Annotated in this window: 21 protein-coding genes; 5 read left to right on the forward strand and 16 right to left on the reverse strand. The window is 62.7% G+C overall.

Annotated elements, in window-relative coordinates; all coding sequences use genetic code 11:
- Nucleotides 1–48: 48 nt before the first annotated feature.
- The 5 genes from NKJ46_RS16315 to NKJ46_RS16335 all read right to left on the reverse strand — a co-directional run bounded on the left by NKJ46_RS16315 (nucleotide 49) and on the right by NKJ46_RS16335 (nucleotide 4,911).
- Nucleotides 49–492 carry a CHRD domain-containing protein gene (locus tag NKJ46_RS16315; RefSeq protein WP_352564540.1) on the reverse strand — a complete coding sequence of 148 codons (444 nt, stop codon included), beginning with the start codon at nucleotides 490–492 and terminating at the stop codon, nucleotides 49–51.
- A 152-nt stretch (nucleotides 493–644) separates the two neighbouring features.
- Nucleotides 645–1,616: an ABC transporter substrate-binding protein gene (locus tag NKJ46_RS16320; RefSeq protein ID WP_352564423.1), complete on the reverse strand. Its 972-nt coding sequence runs from the start codon at nucleotides 1,614–1,616 to the stop codon at nucleotides 645–647.
- Between the two features lie 40 nt (nucleotides 1,617–1,656).
- Nucleotides 1,657–2,793, reverse strand: a complete 1,137-nt coding sequence (locus tag NKJ46_RS16325) for an ABC transporter permease (protein ID WP_352564421.1) — start codon at nucleotides 2,791–2,793, stop codon at nucleotides 1,657–1,659.
- Nucleotides 2,790–3,668, reverse strand: coding sequence for an ABC transporter permease (locus tag NKJ46_RS16330; RefSeq protein WP_352665955.1), 879 nt, complete (start codon nucleotides 3,666–3,668; stop codon nucleotides 2,790–2,792). The genes NKJ46_RS16325 and NKJ46_RS16330 overlap by 4 nt, the downstream gene beginning before the upstream one ends.
- Before the next feature lie 451 nt (nucleotides 3,669–4,119).
- Nucleotides 4,120–4,911 (reverse strand): ABC transporter ATP-binding protein, encoded by a 792-nt coding sequence (locus NKJ46_RS16335; RefSeq protein ID WP_352564417.1) that lies wholly within the window; start codon nucleotides 4,909–4,911, stop codon nucleotides 4,120–4,122.
- A 158-nt stretch (nucleotides 4,912–5,069) separates the two neighbouring features.
- Here NKJ46_RS16335 and NKJ46_RS16340 point away from each other — a divergent pair, with 158 nt between their 5' ends.
- Complete coding sequence (locus NKJ46_RS16340) at nucleotides 5,070–5,474, forward strand: cupin domain-containing protein (protein WP_023720850.1); 405 nt, start codon at nucleotides 5,070–5,072, stop codon at nucleotides 5,472–5,474.
- 35 nt (nucleotides 5,475–5,509) lie between these two features.
- On the opposite strand, the gene NKJ46_RS16345 is transcribed toward NKJ46_RS16340, so the two are convergent.
- The 5 genes from NKJ46_RS16345 to aptA all read right to left on the reverse strand — a co-directional run bounded on the left by NKJ46_RS16345 (nucleotide 5,510) and on the right by aptA (nucleotide 10,532).
- Nucleotides 5,510–5,872, reverse strand: a complete 363-nt coding sequence (locus NKJ46_RS16345) for a hypothetical protein (RefSeq protein ID WP_352564415.1) — start codon at nucleotides 5,870–5,872, stop codon at nucleotides 5,510–5,512.
- 5 nt (nucleotides 5,873–5,877) lie between these two features.
- On the reverse strand, nucleotides 5,878–7,329 hold the full coding sequence (gene hydA / locus NKJ46_RS16350) for a dihydropyrimidinase (protein ID WP_352564413.1): 1,452 nt from the start codon (nucleotides 7,327–7,329) through the stop codon (nucleotides 5,878–5,880).
- A 64-nt stretch (nucleotides 7,330–7,393) separates the two neighbouring features.
- On the reverse strand, nucleotides 7,394–8,644 hold the full coding sequence (locus NKJ46_RS16355; RefSeq protein WP_352564411.1) for a Zn-dependent hydrolase: 1,251 nt from the start codon (nucleotides 8,642–8,644) through the stop codon (nucleotides 7,394–7,396).
- 3 nt (nucleotides 8,645–8,647) lie between these two features.
- Nucleotides 8,648–9,094, reverse strand: coding sequence for an endonuclease domain-containing protein (locus tag NKJ46_RS16360; RefSeq protein WP_352564410.1), 447 nt, complete (start codon nucleotides 9,092–9,094; stop codon nucleotides 8,648–8,650).
- 109 nt (nucleotides 9,095–9,203) lie between these two features.
- Nucleotides 9,204–10,532, reverse strand: coding sequence for an omega-aminotransferase AptA (aptA, locus tag NKJ46_RS16365; protein WP_352465212.1), 1,329 nt, complete (start codon nucleotides 10,530–10,532; stop codon nucleotides 9,204–9,206).
- A gap of 243 nt (nucleotides 10,533–10,775) precedes the next feature.
- Here aptA and NKJ46_RS16370 point away from each other — a divergent pair, with 243 nt between their 5' ends.
- The gene (locus NKJ46_RS16370) at nucleotides 10,776–11,417 is read left to right on the forward strand and encodes a TetR family transcriptional regulator C-terminal domain-containing protein (RefSeq protein ID WP_352564406.1); all 642 of its coding nucleotides are present in this window, start codon (nucleotides 10,776–10,778) and stop codon (nucleotides 11,415–11,417) included.
- A gap of 65 nt (nucleotides 11,418–11,482) precedes the next feature.
- Here the strand turns inward: NKJ46_RS16370 and NKJ46_RS16375 are convergent, their stop codons facing one another.
- Nucleotides 11,483–12,355, reverse strand: coding sequence for a helix-turn-helix transcriptional regulator (locus NKJ46_RS16375; protein WP_352665956.1), 873 nt, complete (start codon nucleotides 12,353–12,355; stop codon nucleotides 11,483–11,485).
- Between the two features lie 105 nt (nucleotides 12,356–12,460).
- Here NKJ46_RS16375 and NKJ46_RS16380 point away from each other — a divergent pair, with 105 nt between their 5' ends.
- Together NKJ46_RS16380 and NKJ46_RS16385 are read left to right on the forward strand one after the other, a co-directional pair.
- Entirely contained in the window at nucleotides 12,461–13,312 is an 852-nt protein-coding gene (locus NKJ46_RS16380; protein ID WP_352564403.1) for an SDR family NAD(P)-dependent oxidoreductase, read from the forward strand.
- The gene (locus NKJ46_RS16385) at nucleotides 13,309–14,031 is read left to right on the forward strand and encodes an SDR family oxidoreductase (protein ID WP_352564402.1); all 723 of its coding nucleotides are present in this window, start codon (nucleotides 13,309–13,311) and stop codon (nucleotides 14,029–14,031) included. Before NKJ46_RS16380 ends, NKJ46_RS16385 begins: the two co-directional genes overlap by 4 nt.
- Before the next feature lie 28 nt (nucleotides 14,032–14,059).
- Here the strand turns inward: NKJ46_RS16385 and NKJ46_RS16390 are convergent, their stop codons facing one another.
- The 5 genes from NKJ46_RS16390 to NKJ46_RS16410 form a co-directional block, all read right to left on the reverse strand.
- On the reverse strand, nucleotides 14,060–14,437 hold the full coding sequence (locus NKJ46_RS16390) for a DoxX family protein (RefSeq protein ID WP_352564400.1): 378 nt from the start codon (nucleotides 14,435–14,437) through the stop codon (nucleotides 14,060–14,062).
- Nucleotides 14,438–14,498: 61 nt separating this feature from the next.
- Nucleotides 14,499–14,957 carry a carboxymuconolactone decarboxylase family protein gene (locus NKJ46_RS16395; protein WP_352564399.1) on the reverse strand — a complete coding sequence of 153 codons (459 nt, stop codon included), beginning with the start codon at nucleotides 14,955–14,957 and terminating at the stop codon, nucleotides 14,499–14,501.
- Between the two features lie 13 nt (nucleotides 14,958–14,970).
- Nucleotides 14,971–15,489 carry an RrF2 family transcriptional regulator gene (locus tag NKJ46_RS16400; protein WP_352564397.1) on the reverse strand — a complete coding sequence of 173 codons (519 nt, stop codon included), beginning with the start codon at nucleotides 15,487–15,489 and terminating at the stop codon, nucleotides 14,971–14,973.
- Between the two features lie 101 nt (nucleotides 15,490–15,590).
- Nucleotides 15,591–16,904, reverse strand: a complete 1,314-nt coding sequence (gene preA / locus NKJ46_RS16405; RefSeq protein WP_352564395.1) for an NAD-dependent dihydropyrimidine dehydrogenase subunit PreA — start codon at nucleotides 16,902–16,904, stop codon at nucleotides 15,591–15,593.
- Nucleotides 16,905–16,906: 2 nt separating this feature from the next.
- Complete coding sequence (locus tag NKJ46_RS16410; protein WP_352564393.1) at nucleotides 16,907–18,271, reverse strand: NAD(P)-dependent oxidoreductase; 1,365 nt, start codon at nucleotides 18,269–18,271, stop codon at nucleotides 16,907–16,909.
- Nucleotides 18,272–18,658: 387 nt separating this feature from the next.
- Here NKJ46_RS16410 and NKJ46_RS16415 point away from each other — a divergent pair, with 387 nt between their 5' ends.
- On the forward strand, nucleotides 18,659–19,435 hold the full coding sequence (locus NKJ46_RS16415) for a VOC family protein (RefSeq protein WP_352564391.1): 777 nt from the start codon (nucleotides 18,659–18,661) through the stop codon (nucleotides 19,433–19,435).
- The last annotated feature ends 49 nt before the right edge of the window (nucleotides 19,436–19,484 follow it).

A 19,484-nucleotide genomic window follows, 5' to 3' on the forward strand; every position in this document is an offset into this window, starting at 1 on the left:
CCGGTAGAGGGGCGGTCGCCCGCCCCTCTATCGGCAGAATGACCGGCGCTACATCGCCTTCTCGATTTGACCCCGGATCTCACCGTCGGCGTGGGCCGCGGTGTGGATATTGACGTAATATTTGCCAGCCTCCAGGTCGGTGGCCTGGGCATCGGTCAATGTCGCCGAACCCTTGATCGGGCTCTTCAGCTTGCCTTCGAACGGCACCACCGGGTCGGCGTTTTCACCCTTTGCCGCCGGGCCGTGAATGTGTGCGGCCTTCGCCGGTCCGCTGAGACCGGAATATCTCACGGTCCAGCTAAGTTTCTTGGTGGCGGTGTTGAACCTGAGCGTGGCGGTGCCCTTGCCCTTCGTGGTGACGGGCGGGTTCTGTTGAGCACCATCGAGCGTCGCCGTCATCTTTATAGTTTCGGCCAAGGCCGGTGAAGCAGAGAAGATGGCTGCAGAAATGGCCAGCGCCGAAAGCATCGGCGTGAAGGACTGGATGCGCATGGAAAACCTCCGTTGTGACACCCTTGAGGCGGATGCACTGGCACAACGATTTTGCGAGCGGATGTTTCCGCCGGTAACGTTCATTTTACATCCCACTAAAAGGGGCGGTCGCCCGCCCCTTTTCGTCTTCCAACAGAGCCTGCTTGATAGCTCTATTTGATGGCCTTGTCGGTGATCGCCGTCGTGTAGGCGCCGGTAGGCTCCTTGCTGATGATCTTCTGGTCAAGCAGCGCCTTGGCGGTGCGCTCGTAGGTCGCCGGATCGAGCTTGCCATCGGCATTGTCGATCAGCTTGGCGACTTCGCCCATCATCCGCTTCTGGTGGTTCTCGTCCTGGCCGCCATTGTCCATGACGATGCCGGCCGCCTCGTCGGAATTGTCGACGGCGTATTTCCAACCCTTCATCGAAGCGCGCACAAAACGCACCATCTTGTCCTCGAAGGCCGTATCCTTGAGCTTGTCCTCCAATGCATAGAGCCCGTCTTCGAGCAGATCATTGCCCATGGCGGAATAGTTGAAGACGGTCAGCTCTTCCGGCTTGTAGCCGGCGTCGATGAGCTGCCAGTATTCGTTGTAGGTCATGACCGAAATGCAATCCGCCTGCTTCTGGATCAGCGGCTGCACGTCAAAGCTCTGCTTGAGCACGGTGACGCCGTCCGGCCCGCCATCGGTCTTGAGGCCAAGCTTGTTCATCCAGGCATAGAACGGATACTCGTTGCCGAAGAACCAGACGCCGAGAGTGTGGCCCTTGAAGTCGGCTTCGGTCTTGATCGGGCCGTCCTTCGGGCAGACCAGCTCCATGCCGGCCTTCTTGAACGGCTGGGCGATGTTGACCAGCGGCACGCCCTTCTCGCGCGCAGCCAGCGCACCGCCCATCCAGTCGACGATGACGTCGGCGCCGCCGCCGGCAATAACCTGCTCCGGTGCAATGTCCGGGCCGCCGGGCTTGATGTCGACGTCGAGGCCCTCGGCTTCATAGAAACCCTTGGCCTTGGCGACATAATAGCCGGCGAACTGTGCCTGGGTGACCCATTTCAGCTGCAGCGTCACCTTGTCTGCGGCCATCGCCTGGAACGCGGCAAGCGACATCGCGCCGGCCAGCATCGAAACAACAAGTCTTTTCATGTTTTTACCCTCTGAAGTTAGCGCCCTAAACCCACCGCCCCTATCCACCACGGACAGAGGGATGCCAAAACGTGATTGCTCTCTCGAAAAGAGCGACCACGCCATAAAAGACCGAACCCGCAAGTGCTGCAACTGCGATTTCCGCCCACACCATGTCGATGTTCATCCGCCCGACTTCCGTCGAAATGCGGAATCCCATGCCGACCACCGGCGTGCCGAAGAACTCGGCGACGATGGCGCCGATCAGCGCCAGCGTCGAATTGATCTTCAACGCATTGAAGATGAAGGGTGCCGCCGCCGGCAGCCGCAGCTTGAACAGCGTCTGCCAGTAGCTCGAGGCATAGGTGCGCATCAGGTCGCGCTCCATATGGCCGGAGGCGGCAAGCCCGGCGACGGTGTTCACCAGCATCGGGAAGAAGGTCATGATGATGACCACCGCTGCCTTCGACTGCCAGTCGAAGCCGAACCACATGACCATGATCGGCGCGACACCGATGATCGGCAGCGCCGACACCATATTGCCGATCGGCAGAAGCCCGCGCCGCAGGAACGGCACGCGGTCGGCGGCGATGGCAACGAGGAAGCCGGCGCCGCTGCCCACCACATAGCCGAAGATGACCGCCTTGAAGATGGTCTGCCTGACATCGGCCCCCAGCACCGGCAGCGAGCCGACGATGCGTGCACCGATGGCGCTTGGCGGCGGCAACAGGATGAAGGGAATGCCGGCACCACGCGTCACCGCTTCCCAGATGATCAGGATCCAGGCGCCGAAGATGGCCGGTATGATCAGGCGCAGGGCGGTTGACGCCCAGCGCGAAATCGGGCGAAACGACGACAAGACCGTTACGCAGCGCCAGGCCAAAAACCACGCCGCGACGAGCAGCAGATAGAAGGATGCGCGAGCGCTGCCCTCATTGCCGGTTATGCCGGCGAGCAGCATCCACGCTGCGCCATGCGCGCCAAGGAACAGCAACACCACCCCTATCATCGGTGGAAAGTTGTCGGCCTCGATTGCCACGAGCAGCAAAATGAAAATCAAAACCGTAGTCGCCATGCCGTAACCGGGCGTAGCACTGACGAGCGGCCAAAGAAGCAGCGCGCCGACAAGCAGGACAAGCGCGGCATAACCTTGCCAGGATCGGGGGGTGATTGAGGAAAGGCTCAGGAGCGAGCTCATGCCGGCCTCCCGCCCATGGCGCGGTCGACTAGGCGCCCGGCAATGCCGACCAGCATAACCAGCAGCGCCGCCACCACGGAGCCGGCAACCAGAGCCGACCAGATGTCGATGGTCTGGCTGTAATAGGCGCCGGCGAGCAGTTTGGCGCCGATGCCGGCGACGGCACCGGTCGGCAGCTCGCCGACGATGGCGCCAACCAGGCTGGCGGCCACAGCCACCTTCATCGAGGTGAACAGGAACGGCACCGAAGCCGGCACCCGCAATTTCCAGAAGGTCTGCGAGGGGCTGGCATTATAGGTGTGCATCAGGTCGAGATGGGTGAGCTCGGGCGAGCGAAGCCCCTTCACCATGCCAACCGCCACAGGGAAGAACGACAGATAGGTCGAGATCAGCGCCTTCGGGATAAGCCCGGTGATGTCGACCGCCGCCAGCACGACAATGATCATCGGCGCCACCGCCAGGATCGGAATGGTCTGCGAGGCGATGATCCACGGCATCAGGCTGCGGTCGAGCGTCGCCACATGCACGATGCCGACGGCGATGACGATGCCGAGCGCTGTGCCGAAGGCAAAGCCGAGCAGCGTCGACGACAGCGTTACCCAGGCATTGTAGACCAGGCTCCGGCTTGAGGTGACACTGCGCAAAAAGGTGTTTTCGAAGAAATTCACCGCCACCTGATGCGGCGCCGGCAGCGTCGGCTTCGGCTGCGCCAGCGTCTTGCCGATGAATTCCACAACGCCCGGCGTCTGATTGGCGCGGCGGTCGAGATCGCGCTGGAACGGCGCGTTGAGGATGACCGCCATGACGTACCAGACGACGACCACGCCCAGGAGGATCGAGGTCACCGGAACGAGCTTGTCACGGAAGGAATCCATCTAGAAGGCCTCGCCGGATACGCGCCCTCCTCTCCCCAGCGGGGAGAGGGTGGCCGGAGCGAAGCGGAGGCCGCGTACTTTCGCCCCGGCAATCGTTTCTTTCGTCCTCCAAAGGCGGAGCAGCCGCGAAGCGGCGCATATCGAGAGCGCGGCCAACCACGCTTTCGTCATCCTAGGGCGGAGCAAGGAGCGAAGCGACGCGGCGCAGACCCTAGGATCCATGCCGTTACCTTCCCGCTCCGCAAGGATGCGGAACATTGCTCCCTCTCTGGAGGGAACAGCGCCCGTGGCTTGCCCGGCGCTTATTCTCGACTGTTTGCGCCCTTCGGCCGACGTCGCGGCATGGATCCTAGGGTCTGCGCACGCCGCTTCGCGGCGGCTCCGCCCTAGGATGACGAAGGCGCGGGTGGCCGCTTCGTCGTTAGGCGAAGCCGGAATCCTGTCCTGCGCCTCAATCATCATAGCTGTGTCCCGCCCTCAGCCCGTCGCGCACGCGTGCCGCGATGGCCAGGAACTCCGGCGTCTCGCGGATATCGAGCGGCCGCTTTTTCGGCAGCGTCGATTCTATGACATCGCTGACACGCCCCGGGCGAGGCGACATGACGACAATGCGCGTCGACAGATAGACCGCCTCGGGGATCGAATGGGTGACGAAGCAGATAGTCTTGTTGGTCCGCTCCCAAAGCTCCAGCAGCTGTTCGTTGAGGTGGTCGCGCACGATCTCGTCGAGCGCGCCAAAAGGTTCGTCCATCAACAAAAGGTCGGCGTCGAAGGCGAGCGCCCGCGCGATCGAGGCGCGCTGCTGCATGCCGCCCGAAAGCTGCCAGGGGTATTTCTTCTCGAAGCCGCTGAGGTTGACGAGGTCGAGGGTTCGCTTGATGCGCGCCGCCTGCTCCGCCCTGGACAGGCCCATGATCTCCAGCGGCAGGGCCACATTGCGCTCGATCGTGCGCCATGGATAAAGTGCGGCCGCCTGGAAGACATAGCCATAGGCGCGGCTCTGGCGCGCCTGCTCGGGCGTCATGCCGTTGACGGAGATGGCTCCCGATGTCGGCTTCTCCAGATCGGCGATGACGCGCAGCAACGTCGTCTTGCCGCAGCCGGACGGCCCGATGAAGGACACGAATTCGCCCTTGCCGATGGTCAGGTCGACATTCGACAGCGCCTGCACCGGACCATCATTGGTCTGGAAGGTCAGGCCAAGCTTGCTTGCCGAAACAACGGCTGGCGATGCTCCCGTCATCGGCCGAAGCCTGTCGCTTCCGGCCACTGCCGCGGCCGGAAGCCCATTGATTTTACCCCGATGTTGTTTTCCACTCGACCAGTCCTACTCGCCCCGGTTCTATTCGCCCCGGTCCTACTCGCCCTTACCCCATCAGATAGACGCCCGGAGTTGCCCCGATGTCGCCCAAACCGACTTGCCATCTTATCCGCCCTGAAAGCTCTTATGAAGGCAAGCAGGGCCTGAGCTATTTCGCCGGTATCGCCGCCGAAACAGTCGGGTCGTCCGGCATCTGCATGCATCTGCTGACCATGCCGCCGGGCGCCCGCGCCAAGGCGCATATGCACGAAAACCATGAAACCGCGATCTATGTGCTCTCCGGCGAGGTCCATACCTGGTATGGTGACCGGCTCGAACAGCATATCGTGGTCAAGGCCGGCGATCTTTTCTATATTCCCCCCGGCGTCCCGCATCTGCCGGCCAATCTCAGCGACAGCCCCGCCTCGGCGGTCATTGCCCGCACTGACCCCAACGAACAGGAAAGCGTCGTCCTGCTGCCGGAACTGGACGGGTTGGTCGCCTGAGGCCGGCATCGAGGCAGCGGCCGTCATCGGCACCGTCACGAACATGATTTCAGCGGCCCTATCTCCTCAAGGCCGGGAATGGTCACGAAGAAACCGTCCCCTCCTCTGTTGATGACCTTGACGACATCCGTGGTGGTGCCCTCCTCGCCCTCGGCGAAACAGGTGGAGCTCAACAACAGGGTGCCAGGCGCCGTCGTCAATCGCTGTGCGAACTGGCAGCCGCTGCCATAGGTTTCGATGCCGTCGGCGGTCAGCACAACATAATCGTCGCTGTCCTGATAACCGAGCCGTACACCAGCGCAACCGACCTCATTGCCAAAGGAACCGGCAAGGACGTCAGCCGCCGGCCCGGCGGCAAGGATCACCGCGGCCATCGAGATAATCGCTGTCTGGCTCACCAAGCTCAAACGCCCGTCGCCGGGATGCCCGTCCGTTCCACCTTGCGCGGCGCGGAAATCTCCTTCCAGGTCGACAGTGCCCGGTTAACAGCCGCGTTCGGCTCGCGAGCAACGAACTCGCCATGGCCGGGCTTTGCCTTCACTTCGTTTTCCTCGATCGACAGTTCGCCGCGCGAGAAGACGAAGCGCGGCAGGCCGGTTACCTCAAAACCTTCGAAGACGTTGTAGTCGATCACCGACTGCTGCTTCTTGGCCGTAATCTTCTTCTTGGCGCTGGGGTCCCAGACGAGGATGTCGGCGTCCGCGCCTTCGACGATGGCGCCCTTCTTCGGATACATGTTGAGGATCTTGGCGATGTTGGTCGAGGTCACCGCGACGAACTCGTTCATCGTCAGCCGGCCGGTTTTGACGCCGGTCGTCCACAGCACCGGCAAACGATCTTCGAGCCCGCCCGTGCCGTTCGGAATCTTGGTGAAGTCGCCGACGCCGTTGCGCTTCTGTTTGGTGGTGAAGGCACAATGGTCGGTCGCCACCACTTGCAGCGAGCCGGCCTGCAGGCCGGCCCACAGCGAATCCTGGTGCAATTTGTTGCGGAAGGGCGGGCTCATGACGCGGCGCGCCGCATGGTCCCAGTCCTTGTTGAAATATTCGCTCTCGTCCAGCGTCAGGTGCTGGATCAGCGGCTCGCCGAATACCCGCATGCCCTTCTGGCGCGCCCGGCGGATGGCTTCGTGCGCCTGCTCGCAGGAGACATGCACGACATAGAGCGGCACGCCGGCCATGTCGGCGATCATGATGGCGCGGTTGGTCGCCTCGCCTTCGACTTCCGGCGGCCGCGAATAGGCGTGTCCCTCCGGGCCGCTGTTGCCCGCCGCCAGCAGCTTTTGCGACAGCGCCGCCACCACGTCGCCATTCTCGGCATGGACCAGCGGCAGCGCGCCAAGATCGGCGCAGCGCTGGAACGACGAATAAAGCTCGTCGTCGTCGACCATCAACGCGCCCTTGTAGGCCATGAAATGCTTGAACGAGGTAATGCCCCTGTCGACGACGGTGGCCATCTCGTCGAACACCTGCTTGCCCCACCAGGTGATTGCCATGTGGAAGGAATAGTCGCAGGACGCCTTCGAGGTCTTGTTGTCCCACATCTGCAGGGCCTCGAGCAGAGACTGCTGCGGCGCCGGCAGACAGAAATCGACGACCATCGTCGTGCCGCCGGCAAGGGCGGCGCGTGTACCGCTCTCGAAATCGTCGGCCGAATAGGTGCCCATGAACGGCATTTCGAGATGGGTATGCGGGTCGATGCCGCCCGGCATCACATAGCAGCCGCTGGCGTCGAACTCATGGTCGCCATGCAGGTTCGAACCGATGGCAACGATCTTGCCGTGCTGCATCAGCACATCGGCCTTCCATGTGCGGTCGGCGGTGACGATCGTGCCATTCTTGATGACTTTGGACATTTTCTTGTTCCCTTATTCTCTTCGCGCTTCTTGCGAGCGGCGTTGCGAGGCGGCAGCTACCCCATCATTCGACAATCACCGCCGTGTCGACCACCGCGTGGAACAGCACGTCGGCGCCGGCCGCTGCCCATTCCTTGGTGATTTCCTCGGCCTCGTTGTGGCTGAGACCGTCGACGCAGGGGCACATCACCATTGCGGTGGGTGCGACGCGGTTGATCCAGCAGGCGTCATGGCCGGCGCCGGAGACGATATTGCGATGCGTATAGCCCAGGCGCTCCGCCGCATCCCGCACAGCCTTGACGCAGCCCGCGTCGAAGGTGACCGGGTCGAAATGGCCGACCTGATCGATTTGATATTTGATGTCGAGCGCGTCACAGATCGTGTCGATGCCTTCGCGGATGCGGCCGTCCATAGCGTCCAGCACCTTCTTTTCCGGCGAGCGGATGTCGATGGTGAAGACGGTGCGGCCGGCGATGATGTTGCGCGAGTTCGGATAGACCTCCATATGGCCGACCGCGCCGACGGCGTCGGGTTGGTAGTCCATGGCGATCTCGTGCACCAATTCGATCACCCGCGCCATGCCGAGCCCGGCATTGCGCCGCTTCGGCATCGGCGTCGAACCGGTATGCGCCTCCTTGCCGGTCAGCGTCACCTGCAGCCATTTCAACCCTTGCCCATGGGTGACGACACCAATGTCGATACCCTCGTCCTCGAGGATCGGGCCCTGCTCGATATGCAATTCGAAGAAGGCGTGGATCTTGCGCTCGCCGACTTTCTCGGTCCCCTTCCAGCCGATCCGTTCGAGCTCCTCGCCGAATTTCTTGCCGTCCTTGTCGACATGCGAATAAACGTCGGCCTGATCGAGCACGCCGGCGAAAACGCCGGACGCCATCATGGCCGGCGCAAAGCGCGCGCCTTCCTCGTTGGTCCAGTTGGTGACGACGATCGGGTGCTTTGTCTTGATGCCGAGATCGTTTAGCGAGCGCACGACCTCCAGCCCGCCGAGCACGCCGAGCACGCCGTCATACTTGCCGCCGGTCGGCTGGGTGTCGAGATGGCTGCCGACATAGACCGGCGGCAGGCTGGGATCGGTGCCTTCGCGACGGGCAAACATCGTGCCCATCTCGTCGACGCCCATTTCGAGCCCCGCCTCATCGCACCAGCGCTTGAACAGGTGCCGCCCTTCGCCGTCCTCGTCGGTAACGGTCTGGCGATTGTTGCCGCCGGCAATGCCAGGGCCGATCTTCGCCATCTCCATTATCGAATCCCACAAACGGTCTGAATTGATTCGCAGATTCTCGCCGGGGGCGGCCATATTCTAAAACCTCATCGGTTGCGGCACGCCAGCGTCCCCCTCCCCCTCGAGGGGAGGGTGGCCGCGAAGCGGTCGGGTGGGGTCGGCTGACATGCGCGCGACCTTCTCCTTGACCACCTGTGCGACATGCCAAGCGCTGTTTATGACATCGGGCTCATCGACGCGAAAGATATCGAACCCAAGCGATCGCAGATAGGCATCACGGACGGCGTCGTGCCGTTTGCCCTTCTCCTGTTCGTGCAGATCACCATCGACTTCAACGACCAGCTTTACCGCGAGGCAGGTAAAGTCGACGATGTAAGGCCCGATCGGACACTGGCGGCGGAATTTCATCCCGGCCGATTTCAATTCGCGCAGTTCATACCAAAGCAGCGATTCGCCTTTGGTCGCATGAACCCGAAGCGCGCGCGCCTTTTGGCGCATTTCGAAGCTCACGCGGGTCCGCGGCATCACAGGCACCTACGCGGCCGAAGGTCAGGTTGGCGCGCTGCCGCACCGACCCCACCCGGCCGCTTCGCGGCCACCCTCCCCTCGAGGGGGAGGGAAAGCTGCGCCTGGTTCAATCCACCGCCCTCAGCACTTCGCGCACATGGTCGATCAATTCGTTGATCTGGCCTTTGGTGATGATCAGCGGCGGCGACAGCGCGATGATGTCGCCGGTGGTGCGGATCAATGCACCGCGCTCGAACGCCTTGACAAAGGCCGAGAAAGCCCGCTTCGTCGGCTGGCCGGCGATCGGCGCCAGCTCGATTGCACCGATCAGGCCGATGTTGCGGATGTCGATGACGTTCGGCTCGCCCTTCAGCGAGTGCAGCGCGTCCTCCCAGTACGGCGCCAGTTCCTCGCCGCGCGTCAGCAGCCCCTCTTCCTTGTAGGTGTCGAGCGTGCCCAGCGCCGCCGCGCAGGCGATCGGATTGCCTGAATAGGTGTAGCCGTGGAAGAACTCGATCATGTGCTCGGGCCCGGTCATGAAGGCGTCGTGGATTTCCTTCTTCACGAACACCGCGCCCATCGGGATGACGCCGTTGGAGACGCCCTTCGCCGTGGTCATGATATCCGGCGTGACGCCGAAATAGTCGGCGGCAAACGGCGTACCGAGACGGCCGAAACCGGTGATGACCTCATCGAAAATCAGAAGAATGCCGTGCTTGGTGCAGATCTCGCGCAGCTTCTGCAGATAGCCCTTCGGCGGCAGGATGACGCCGGTGGAACCGGCAACCGGCTCGACGATGACGGCGGCGATGGTCGAGGCGTCGTGCAGTGCGACGATGCGCTCCAGCTCGTTCGCCAGTTCCGCGCCATGCTCGGGCACGCCCTTGGTGAAGGAGTTCTTTTCCGGCAGATGCGTGTGTGGCATGTGATCGACGCCGCCGAGCAGTGTGCCGAACATCTTGCGGTTGGTGACGATGCCGCCGACCGAGATGCCGCCGAAATTGACGCCGTGATAGCCGCGTTCGCGGCCGATCAGACGGGTGCGCGAACCCTCGCCTTTTACGCGGTGATAGGCGATCGCCATCTTCAGCGCGGTCTCGACCGATTCCGATCCGGAATTGGTGAAGAACACATGGTCCATGCCCTTCGGCGCGATATCGACCAGCCGGTTCGCCAGCTCGAACACGATCGGGTGGCCCATCTGGAACGCCGGCGCATAGTCGAGCTCGGCCGCCTGGCTCTGGATCGCCTCGGTGATCTTTGGGCGGCAGTGGCCGGCATTGACACACCACAGGCCGGCGGTGCCGTCGAGAACCTTGCGCCCGTCGCTGGTCGTGTAATGCATGTCCTTGGCCGACACCATCATGCGCGGCGCCTGCTTGAACTGCCGGTTTGCCGTGAACGGCATCCAGAATGCACTGAGATCGTTCGGCGTGACTTTCAGCCGGTTGGACATGACCAAGACTTCCCCTTGTAACCTGTTTCGGTGCGGCTAACGCCTGGTCTTTCCAACACTTGGTCTTTGCTGTGTTTTCGTGCTACGCAAATTTTTGACCGGTTGGACAAACGTTAGCACCGCTCTATCAGCGGTCAAGGGATTACTAGCGGAAATGCGGCTTTCGAAGTGCGCTCCACAGGGCGGAGAAAAACTGGTCCAGAGAATTGGTCCAGACGCTCCTCGCAGCGAAGGTTTTTCGAGGTGACGGGAGCGGTCGAAAGCTCCACTCCTCGCCGCACCCGCATCCAGCTGGAAAAGCGCGAGCTCATCCTCGAAGCGGCGCTCGAAGTCTTTTCGACCAATGGTTTTCGCGGCTCGACCATCGACCAGATCGCCGAAGCCGCCGGCATGTCGAAGCCGAACCTGCTCTATTATTTCCGCCGCAAGGAGGACATCCACAAGACGCTGATGCAGCGGCTTCTCGACACCTGGCTGGCGCCGCTGCGCGAACTCGACGATATCGGCGACCCCTTGACCGAACTGCGCAGCTACATCCGGCGCAAGCTCGAAATGGCGCGCGATTTCCCGCGCGAGAGCCGGCTGTTCGCCAACGAGATCCTGCAGGGCGCGCCGCGCATCATGCCGATGCTGGAAGGCGAGTTGAAGACGCTGGTCGACGAGAAAGCCAATGTCATCAAGGGCTGGATGCGCGCCGGTAAGATTGCCCGCACCGACCCCTGGCACCTGATCTTCTCGATCTGGGCGACGACGCAGCATTATGCCGATTTCGACGTCCAGGTCCGCGCCGTGCTCGGCCCCGACCGCGGTGGCGACGGCCGCTTCGAGGATGCCGCAAGGTTTCTCGAGCAACTGTTCATCGACGGGCTGAAGCCGAAAGGCTGACGACCATGATCCCGAAAAGTGGAAGCCGGTTTTCGGACAAGATCATGGTCAAACAAAGATAGGGTTCACGCGCTGCGCCGCTCGGCCGGAAGCGTCTCCAGCAGCTGTTCGAGCTTGGCGATCGAGTTCTGCTCGGCGAGCGGCGTGTAGACGATCAGCTTCATATCCGAGCCGTCGTCGATCGACAGGCTCATATGCTCGAAAGCCATGGCGCCCGCTATCGGGTGCCGGACATGCTTCACTCCCGATAGGTTGCGGGCCACGTCGCGCAACGGCCACCAGGCGCGAAACTCCGGGCTCGAGCGCGTCATCAGCGCGATCAGCCGCTCGAAATCCGGATCGCCGACATATCTGGCGCTTTCTGCCCGGAATGACGCCAGCACGGCACGCGCCAGTTCCTCCCAGTCGACGAGCAGGCGCCGATGCTGCGGGCTGGTGAAAACCATGTGGACGATGTTACGGGAATCGCCCTCCAGCAAACCATAGTCGCCGAACACGGCTGCCGCGGCAGAGTTCCAGGCCAGCACATCCCAGCGCCGCCCAAGGACATAGGCCGGCTGCAGGACCAGGCTCTGCAGCATGTGCAGCAACGGACTATCGACCTTTTCCGGCGCGTCGACGCGACGCTCCGGCTGCGGTCGGCCGGCAAGGATGAACAGATGCCGCTGCTCGGCCGCGTCCAGGCGCAGCGCCCGGCTGAGTGCGGTCAGCACTTCCACCGACGGCCGAACGTCACGACCTTGCTCCAGCCAGGTGTACCAGGTCGTACCGACGCCGGCGATCATCGCCACCTCCTCGCGCCGCAGCCCGGGCGTGCGCCGGCGCAACCCCGTCGAGATGCCGGTGGCCGAAGGCGTCAGCCTTTCGCGCCGCGAGCGCAGGAAGGCGCCAAGCTCGCGGCGGCGGCTGTCTTCGGCGGAGTGCGTGGTGGAATCCATCGGCGCTATTATAGCAGTATCGATACCAGGATAAAGTTTGAACTGTTTGGCAAGTGGCTGGTGCCCCATCTTTCCGCTCAGAGCGATGAGATGGAGGCTCTGAACATGGAACTGACAGACAAGACAATCCTCATCACCGGGTCGACCGACGGCGTCGGCCGCGTCGTCGCGCAAAGGCTCGGCGCTGGCGGCGCCCGCATCCTGGTGCATGGCCGCGACGCGACAAGGGGCAAGGCGATCGTGGCCGAAATCGAAGCCGCCGGCGGCAAGGCCGAGCTGCTCGTCGCCGATCTCTCCTCCCTGGCGGAAGTCCGCCGCCTCGCGGAGGCCGTGAGCGCAAGGACCAAGCGGCTCGAAATCCTCATCAACAATGCTGGCGTCGGCACCGCCGGTCCCAACTCCAAACGACAAGTCAGTGCCGACGGCTACGAACTGCGCTTTGCTGTCAATTATCTCGCCGGCTTCCTGCTCACCATGGAGCTGCTGCCGCTGCTCAAGGCCAGCGCGCCGGCGCGCATTGTCAACGTCGCCTCGGCCGGCCAGCAGGCGATCGATTTCGACGACGTCATGCTGACCCGCTCCTATGACGGCGTCCGTGCCTACTGCCAGAGCAAGCTGGCGCAGATCATGTTCACCATCGATCTGGCGGAGCAGCTGAACGGCACCAATGTGACCGTCAACAGCTTGCATCCCGCAAGCTACATGAACACCACGATGGTGCGGCAGGCGGGCATCACGCCGTGGAGCTCGGTCGAAACCGGCGCCGAAGCCATCACCAACCTCGCCACATCGCCGGCACTCGAAGGGCGAAGCGGCCTCTATTTCGACGGCCAAAGAGAATCCCGCGCCGATGCGCAAGCCTATGACGCAAAGGCAAGGCAGCAGTTGCGCGAATTGAGCCTCGGCCTTGTCGGGCTCGCACCCGCTTCCGCAACATCGAAGAAGGAAAATTCATGACCGAGAAAACCTATCACACCGTCGTCGTCGGCGGCTCCTCCGGCATCGGCCTCGCCACCGCGAAAGAGCTGCTCGGCCTGGGGATGAAGGTGACGATGACCGGGCGCAACCAGGAAAGGCTCGACAACGCATGGCAAAGCCTTGGCGGTGCGGTCGAAAAAGCTGCCTTCGATGCCGCGAAACCGGACGAGGTTCGCCGGTTCTTCAGCGACCTCGGCCCTTTCGATCACCTGGTGCTGGCCGCCAGCGGCGGCAAGGGGCTCGGCCCGTTCGAAACGCTTGACCTGACCGACATCGGCGGTGGCGTCGACGAGAAGGTCCGGCCACAGCTCTCCTGCCTGCAGGCGGCCTTGCCGACACTGAACAAGAGTGGCTCGGTGACTTTCATCTCGGCGGTGTCGGCGCAATTGTCGGCGCCGGGTGTCGCCGGCATCGCCGCCGTCAACGGCATGCTGCTGACCGTGGTGCCGATCCTGGCAATGGAGCTGAAGCCGTTACGCGTCAATGTCGTGGCACCGGGTGTCATCGACACGCCATGGTGGGATTTTCTGCCCGATGGGCAGCGGCAGGCGGTGTTTGCCGAGTATGCCGGCAAGACGCCGGTCGGCCGTATCGGTCGCGCCGAGGACGTCGCCGAGGCGATTGCGTTCCTGGTTTCGAACAGTTTCGTTACCGGCCAGGTCCTGACCTGTGATGGCGGCTTGCGGTATGCGGCGTAACGCGGCTACCTCGACGCGATGATCGCTGTCAAAGCGATTGCGCGATCAGCGCCAGAAATCCTCCGGTCAGCGCGACGTTGCCGACAAAACCGTTGATGCGGGACGCGCGCTCCGGGCCCTGATGATTCCAGAAGTTATGAAACATCGGCGTGGCAACGATCAGGAACAGGATCAGGCACAGAGCGGCGGCAGCGGTCCAGATGCCCACAATCACCAGTGCTCCGGCGACCATCTGCAGGACTATCCCCAGCCACAGCACCAGCCGTGCCTGCGGCACGCCGCGCGTCGTCATCAATTGGCTCACCAATGCCGCGTTCTGAACGTTGCGCAGGCCGGCAAAGACAAAGGCGCCGCCAAGCAGCAAGCGGGCGGCGAATAGTATCTCACTATCAAAGTTTGAAAACATGCTGTCAGGTCCTTGGGCAGAAAAGAGGCGCGCGGCGCAAGGCTGCGCGCCTGGTCCATGCTCAAGCGGCCAAGACCGCTGGCATCGGATGGATTGCATGGAACGGAACGCAAAGCCGGTTCCAGGTGTTGATCATGCCGAGCGCAACCGAGAGCTTGACCAGTTCCTCTTCCGAGAAATGCTCAAGCGTCCTTGCATAGAGTTCGTCCGACACACCGTTGTCGGCGATCCTGGTCAGCGCGTCGGTCCAGGCGAAGGCTGCGCGTTCGCGCTCCGAAAACAGCGGCGATTCCTTCCAGGCGGAGACCAGATAGAGCCGCTGCTCGCTTTCGCCGTCGCGGCGCGCTTCGCGGCTGTGCATCTCGACGCAATACGAGCAGCCGTTGATCTGCGACGCCCTGAGCTTGATCAGATGCAACAGGCTTTTTTCGAGCCCGCATTCGTCGACTGCCTTGTTGAGCGCCGACACCGCCTTCATGATCTCCGGCGCCGCGCCGAAAAATTGCAGCCTCTGTTTCATCGTCTGTAGCCTTTCATGCTTGCTTGGTTGAACTTGATTTCTGCGGCCGCTGGTGGCGCCCGACGAAGGCGCAGTTGGCCGCGACCGAACGGGGATCGGCATCGGCCGTGTATTCCGCAACGATGTCGGACAGCCGGGCGTCGGCGAGCGCGGCGCGATAGGCACGTTCGGCCTTCAGCATTGCCACGTTGATGCCGCAGGGTTTGACATAGACCGAGGCATCGAGCTTCGCCGGGCCGCGCTGGCGGATTTCGGCGCAGCGGAAGGCCGGTTCGCGCCCCTCGACGGCCAGTACGATATCGAGCAGCGTTATGCGTTCCGCCGGCCGTGCCAGCCGGTAGCCGCCGGACGGCCCCGGCACCGATTCCAGAATGCCCGACGCTGTCAGCGCGTTGAGATGCTTTAGCAGATAGCTCGGCGACAGCCCGAACGCTTCGGCCATGGCAGCACCCGGCAAGGTCGCGGCGCCATCAACGCCGGCAAGCATCGCGGCGCAGTGGATGGCCGCTTCGACGCCTTCGCCCAGCTTCATTTCGCTCTCCCATTCATGGATATAGATTATCGTGGATAGTTTTTATCCGCAATAGGAAAATTAAAAAGCGGCGCCCGTGAACGCCGCTTTTTTTCGCAATGCTACTCCGCCGCCACCTTGGCCATCGGATTGTTCGGATGCGTCGTCCAGTTGGCATAGATCGGCGATACCGGCTTGCCGGTGCGCTGGTCCATCACGCCGGCCGCCAAAGGCTCCATGGTGATGCAGTTCTCGACCGGACAGACATTGACGCAGAGATTGCAGCCGACGCATTCGGCCTCGATCACTTCGAAATGCCTGACGCCGTCGACCATGCTGGTGATCGCCTGGTGCGAGGTGTCCTCGCAGGCGATGTGGCAGCGGCCGCATTTTATGCAGGCGTCCTGGTCGATGCGCGCCTTGGCGATGTAATTGAGGTTGAGGTACTGCCAGTCGGTGACGTTGGGCGTTGCGCGGCCGATGATGTCGTCGAGCGAGGCATGGCCCTTCTCGTCCATCCAGTTTTCCAGGCCGGCGATCATCTCCTGCACGATCTTGAAGCCATAGGTCATCGCCGCAGTGCACACCTGCACATTGCCGGCGCCGAGCGCCATGAACTCGGCGGCGTCACGCCAGGTGGTGATGCCGCCGATGCCGGAGATCGGCAGGCCATGCGTTTCAGGGTCGCGCGCGATCTCGGCCACCATGTTCATGGCGATCGGCTTCACCGCCGGACCGCAATAGCCGCCATGCGAACCCTTGCCGTCGATCGTCGGCTCCGGTGCGAAACTATCGAGATTGACGCCGGTGATCGAATTGATGGTGTTGATCAGCGACACCGCATCGGTGCCGCCGGCAAGGGCAGCGCGTGCCGGCTTGCGTATGTCGGTGATGTTCGGCGTCAGCTTGGTGATCACCGGCATACGGGTGTTGGCCTTGCACCAGCGCACCACCATTTCGATGTATTCCGGCACCTGGCCGACGGCGGCACCCATGCCGCGTTCCGACATGCCGTGCGGGCAGCCGAAATTGAGCTCTATGCCGTCGGCGCCGGTCTCCTCGACCACCGGCAGGATCGCCTTCCAGGCATGCTCCTCGCACGGCACCATCAGCGAGACGACGATCGCCCGGTCGGGCCAGTCCATCTTGACCTGCTTGATCTCGCGCAGATTGACCTGCAGGTCGCGGTCGGTAATCAACTCGATGTTGTTCAGGCCAAGCAGGCGACGATCTGCGCCCCAGATGGCGCCATAGCGTGGCCCGTTGACGTTGACCACCGGTGGGCCCTCTTCGCCCAGCGTCTTCCAGACGACACCGCCCCAGCCGGCCTTGAAGGCGCGGATGACGTTGTAGGCCTTGTCGGTCGGCGGCGCCGACGCCAGCCAGAACGGGTTCGGCGATTTGATGCCGACGAAATTATTGCGGATGTCTGCCATGCTCATGCCCTCCCGTTCGAGGTCAATGCCCGATGAATGCCTTCCGCAGCATCGCGGCCTTGCGCGACGGCCGAGACTGTCAGGTCGTCGCCGCCAAAGATGCAGTCGCCGCCGGCCCAGACGTTTGGCAGCGAGGTGCGGCCTTCGGCGTCGACCTTGATGCGGCCGGCTTCCAGCGCGATCTCCGCACCGCTGCCGTTGAGCGCAGCTGGGACAAAGCTCTGGCCGATCGCCTTGAACACTTGGTCGGCAGTCAGCGTCAGCCGCTCGCCGGTGCCGACGAGCCTGTCGCCGTCCATCGCGGTGTATTCGAGCTCGATCGCCGACACCTTGCCAGCGTCGGCAATGACCCGCTTCGGCTGCAACCAGTGCCGGATGATGACGCCGTTGGCGGCAGCCAGATCCTGCTCGAATTCGGAAGCATTCATGTGCTCAGGGCCGCGCCGATAGCAGATCGTCACCTCTTCGGCTCCGAGCAGCTTCGATTGCACCGCCGCGTCGATCGCCGTCATGCCGCCGCCGATGACGACAACACGCCGGCCGACCGGCAGGCTGGCCAGATCACTGGCCTGACGAAGCTCGGCAATGAACTCGACGGCATTGGTGACGCCTTGCGCCTCCTCGCCATCCGCTCGCAAGGCATTGACGCCGGCAAGCCCCATGCCGAGGAACACCGCATCGTAATTCCTGGTCAGGTCCGACAGCTGGTAGTCACGGCCGAGCGCCTTGCCGTTCTGGATGTCGATGCCGCCGATGGAGGTGACATAGTCGACTTCGGCCTGGGCGAAATTGTCGACGCTCTTATAGGCCGCGATACCGTACTCATTGAGGCCGCCGGGCTTCGGGCGGGCTTCCAGGATGGTCACGTCGTGACCGTGGCGGGCAAGCCGATGCGCGGCCGCAAGCCCGGCCGGTCCGGCGCCGACCACGGCGACCGTCTTGCCGGTCGGTTCGGAGCGCTTGTAGAACTGCTTGTTTTCGGCCATCGCGACATCGGTGGCGTAGCGCTGAAGGCGACCAATCTGCACCGGCTTGCCTTCTGCCACCTCGCGCACGCAGACCTCTTCGCACAGCGTCTCGGTCGGGCAGACGCGGGCGCACATGCCGCCCAAAATGTTCTGATCGAAAATAGTCTTGGCTGAGCCGATCGGATTGCCCGTCGAAATCTGGCGAATGAACAGCGGGATGTCGATCGAAGTCGGGCATGCATTCATGCACGGCGCGTCATAGCAGAAATAGCAGCGGTCGGACTCGACCAGCGCCTCGTGATGATCGAGCGGTGGATGCAGGTCGGCAAAATTATCGGCATATTGCTCCGGCGAGAGCCGCCCGCCGGCAATGCCTTGCTTGAACTGGCCTTCTGGCATCGTCAGTTCCCCATGTTCTTGTTTTGGGGAAGGCTAGCACGTTTTATTTTTTTATCAATTGGTCAATTTTCGCCGCAACCCGCTGAAAACCTTCAAAAAACATGATTATAATAGTCATGTTTTCCAAACGGCCATGCGTCACGAAGCAGGTACGGATTGGCTCTCTCGATGGCACAGCGCGACAAGTTCGGAAGTGAGCGAGATCCCGGCGCATGGATCAACAACCCCTCGTTGACTGCAAGCAAGATCGAAAACCGCAGGGCGCACAACCCGGTAACATTTCCAATTCGCCGCCATCTTTTTTGGTTGGCTGTCGGATTTTCGTCGTGAAGATCGTCCTAGAATGGATCGCGCATGATCGATGTACAAACCGCAAGGAGCACGACAATGCCACAGTCCCCCATGCCTTTCTTCTGGTACGAGCTGATGACCACCGATCTCGACGCCGCCGAGGCGTTTTACACCTCCGTGGTGGGCTGGAGGGGGCAGCCTTTCGAAGGGGCCCAGGGCATGCCGCGCTATATCGTCATGAATGTCGGCGAGCGCGGCGTCGGCGGGCTGATGACGCTGCCCGAGGACGCGCGCAAGATGGGCATGCCGCCGGCTTGGATCGGTTATATCCTCACCAGGGACGTCGATGCCGCAACGGCGTCCCTCAAGAAGGCTGGTGGCGCGGTTCACCGCGAGCCCGACGACATTCCTGGCGTCGGCCGCTTCGCCGTCGTTGCCGACCCGCAAGGCGCGATGTTCAACTTCCTGCAGCCCAGCGGCCCCGACCAGCCGCCGCTGCCGTTGACGACACCCGGCAACGTCGGCTGGCATGAGCTCTACACGTCAGACTGGAAGGCGGCGTTCGATTTCTATTCCAGCCAGTTCGGCTGGGAGAAGGGCGACGCCATGGACATGGGTCCGATGGGCGTCTACCAGCTTTTCGCCTTCGGCGCCGAGCCTGTTGGCGGCATGATGAACAAGCCCGAGCAGATCCCGGTGCCGGTCTGGCAGTTCTATTTCAACGTGCCCGGCATCGACGCGGCAGCCAAGCGCGTCACCGACAATGGCGGCAAGATCCTGATGGGTCCGATGGAGGTCCCCGGCGGCAGCTGGATCGTGCAGTGCACAGACCCACAAGGCGCCCATTTCGCGCTAATGGCACCGGTGCGGTAGCAACGTCGCGTCGCGATTGGCGAAACCGGCAGCAAAAACCGATCTCCCC

This window comes from Mesorhizobium sp. M0166, from assembly GCF_040322255.1.
In the GTDB taxonomy this organism is placed as follows: domain Bacteria; phylum Pseudomonadota; class Alphaproteobacteria; order Rhizobiales; family Rhizobiaceae; genus Mesorhizobium.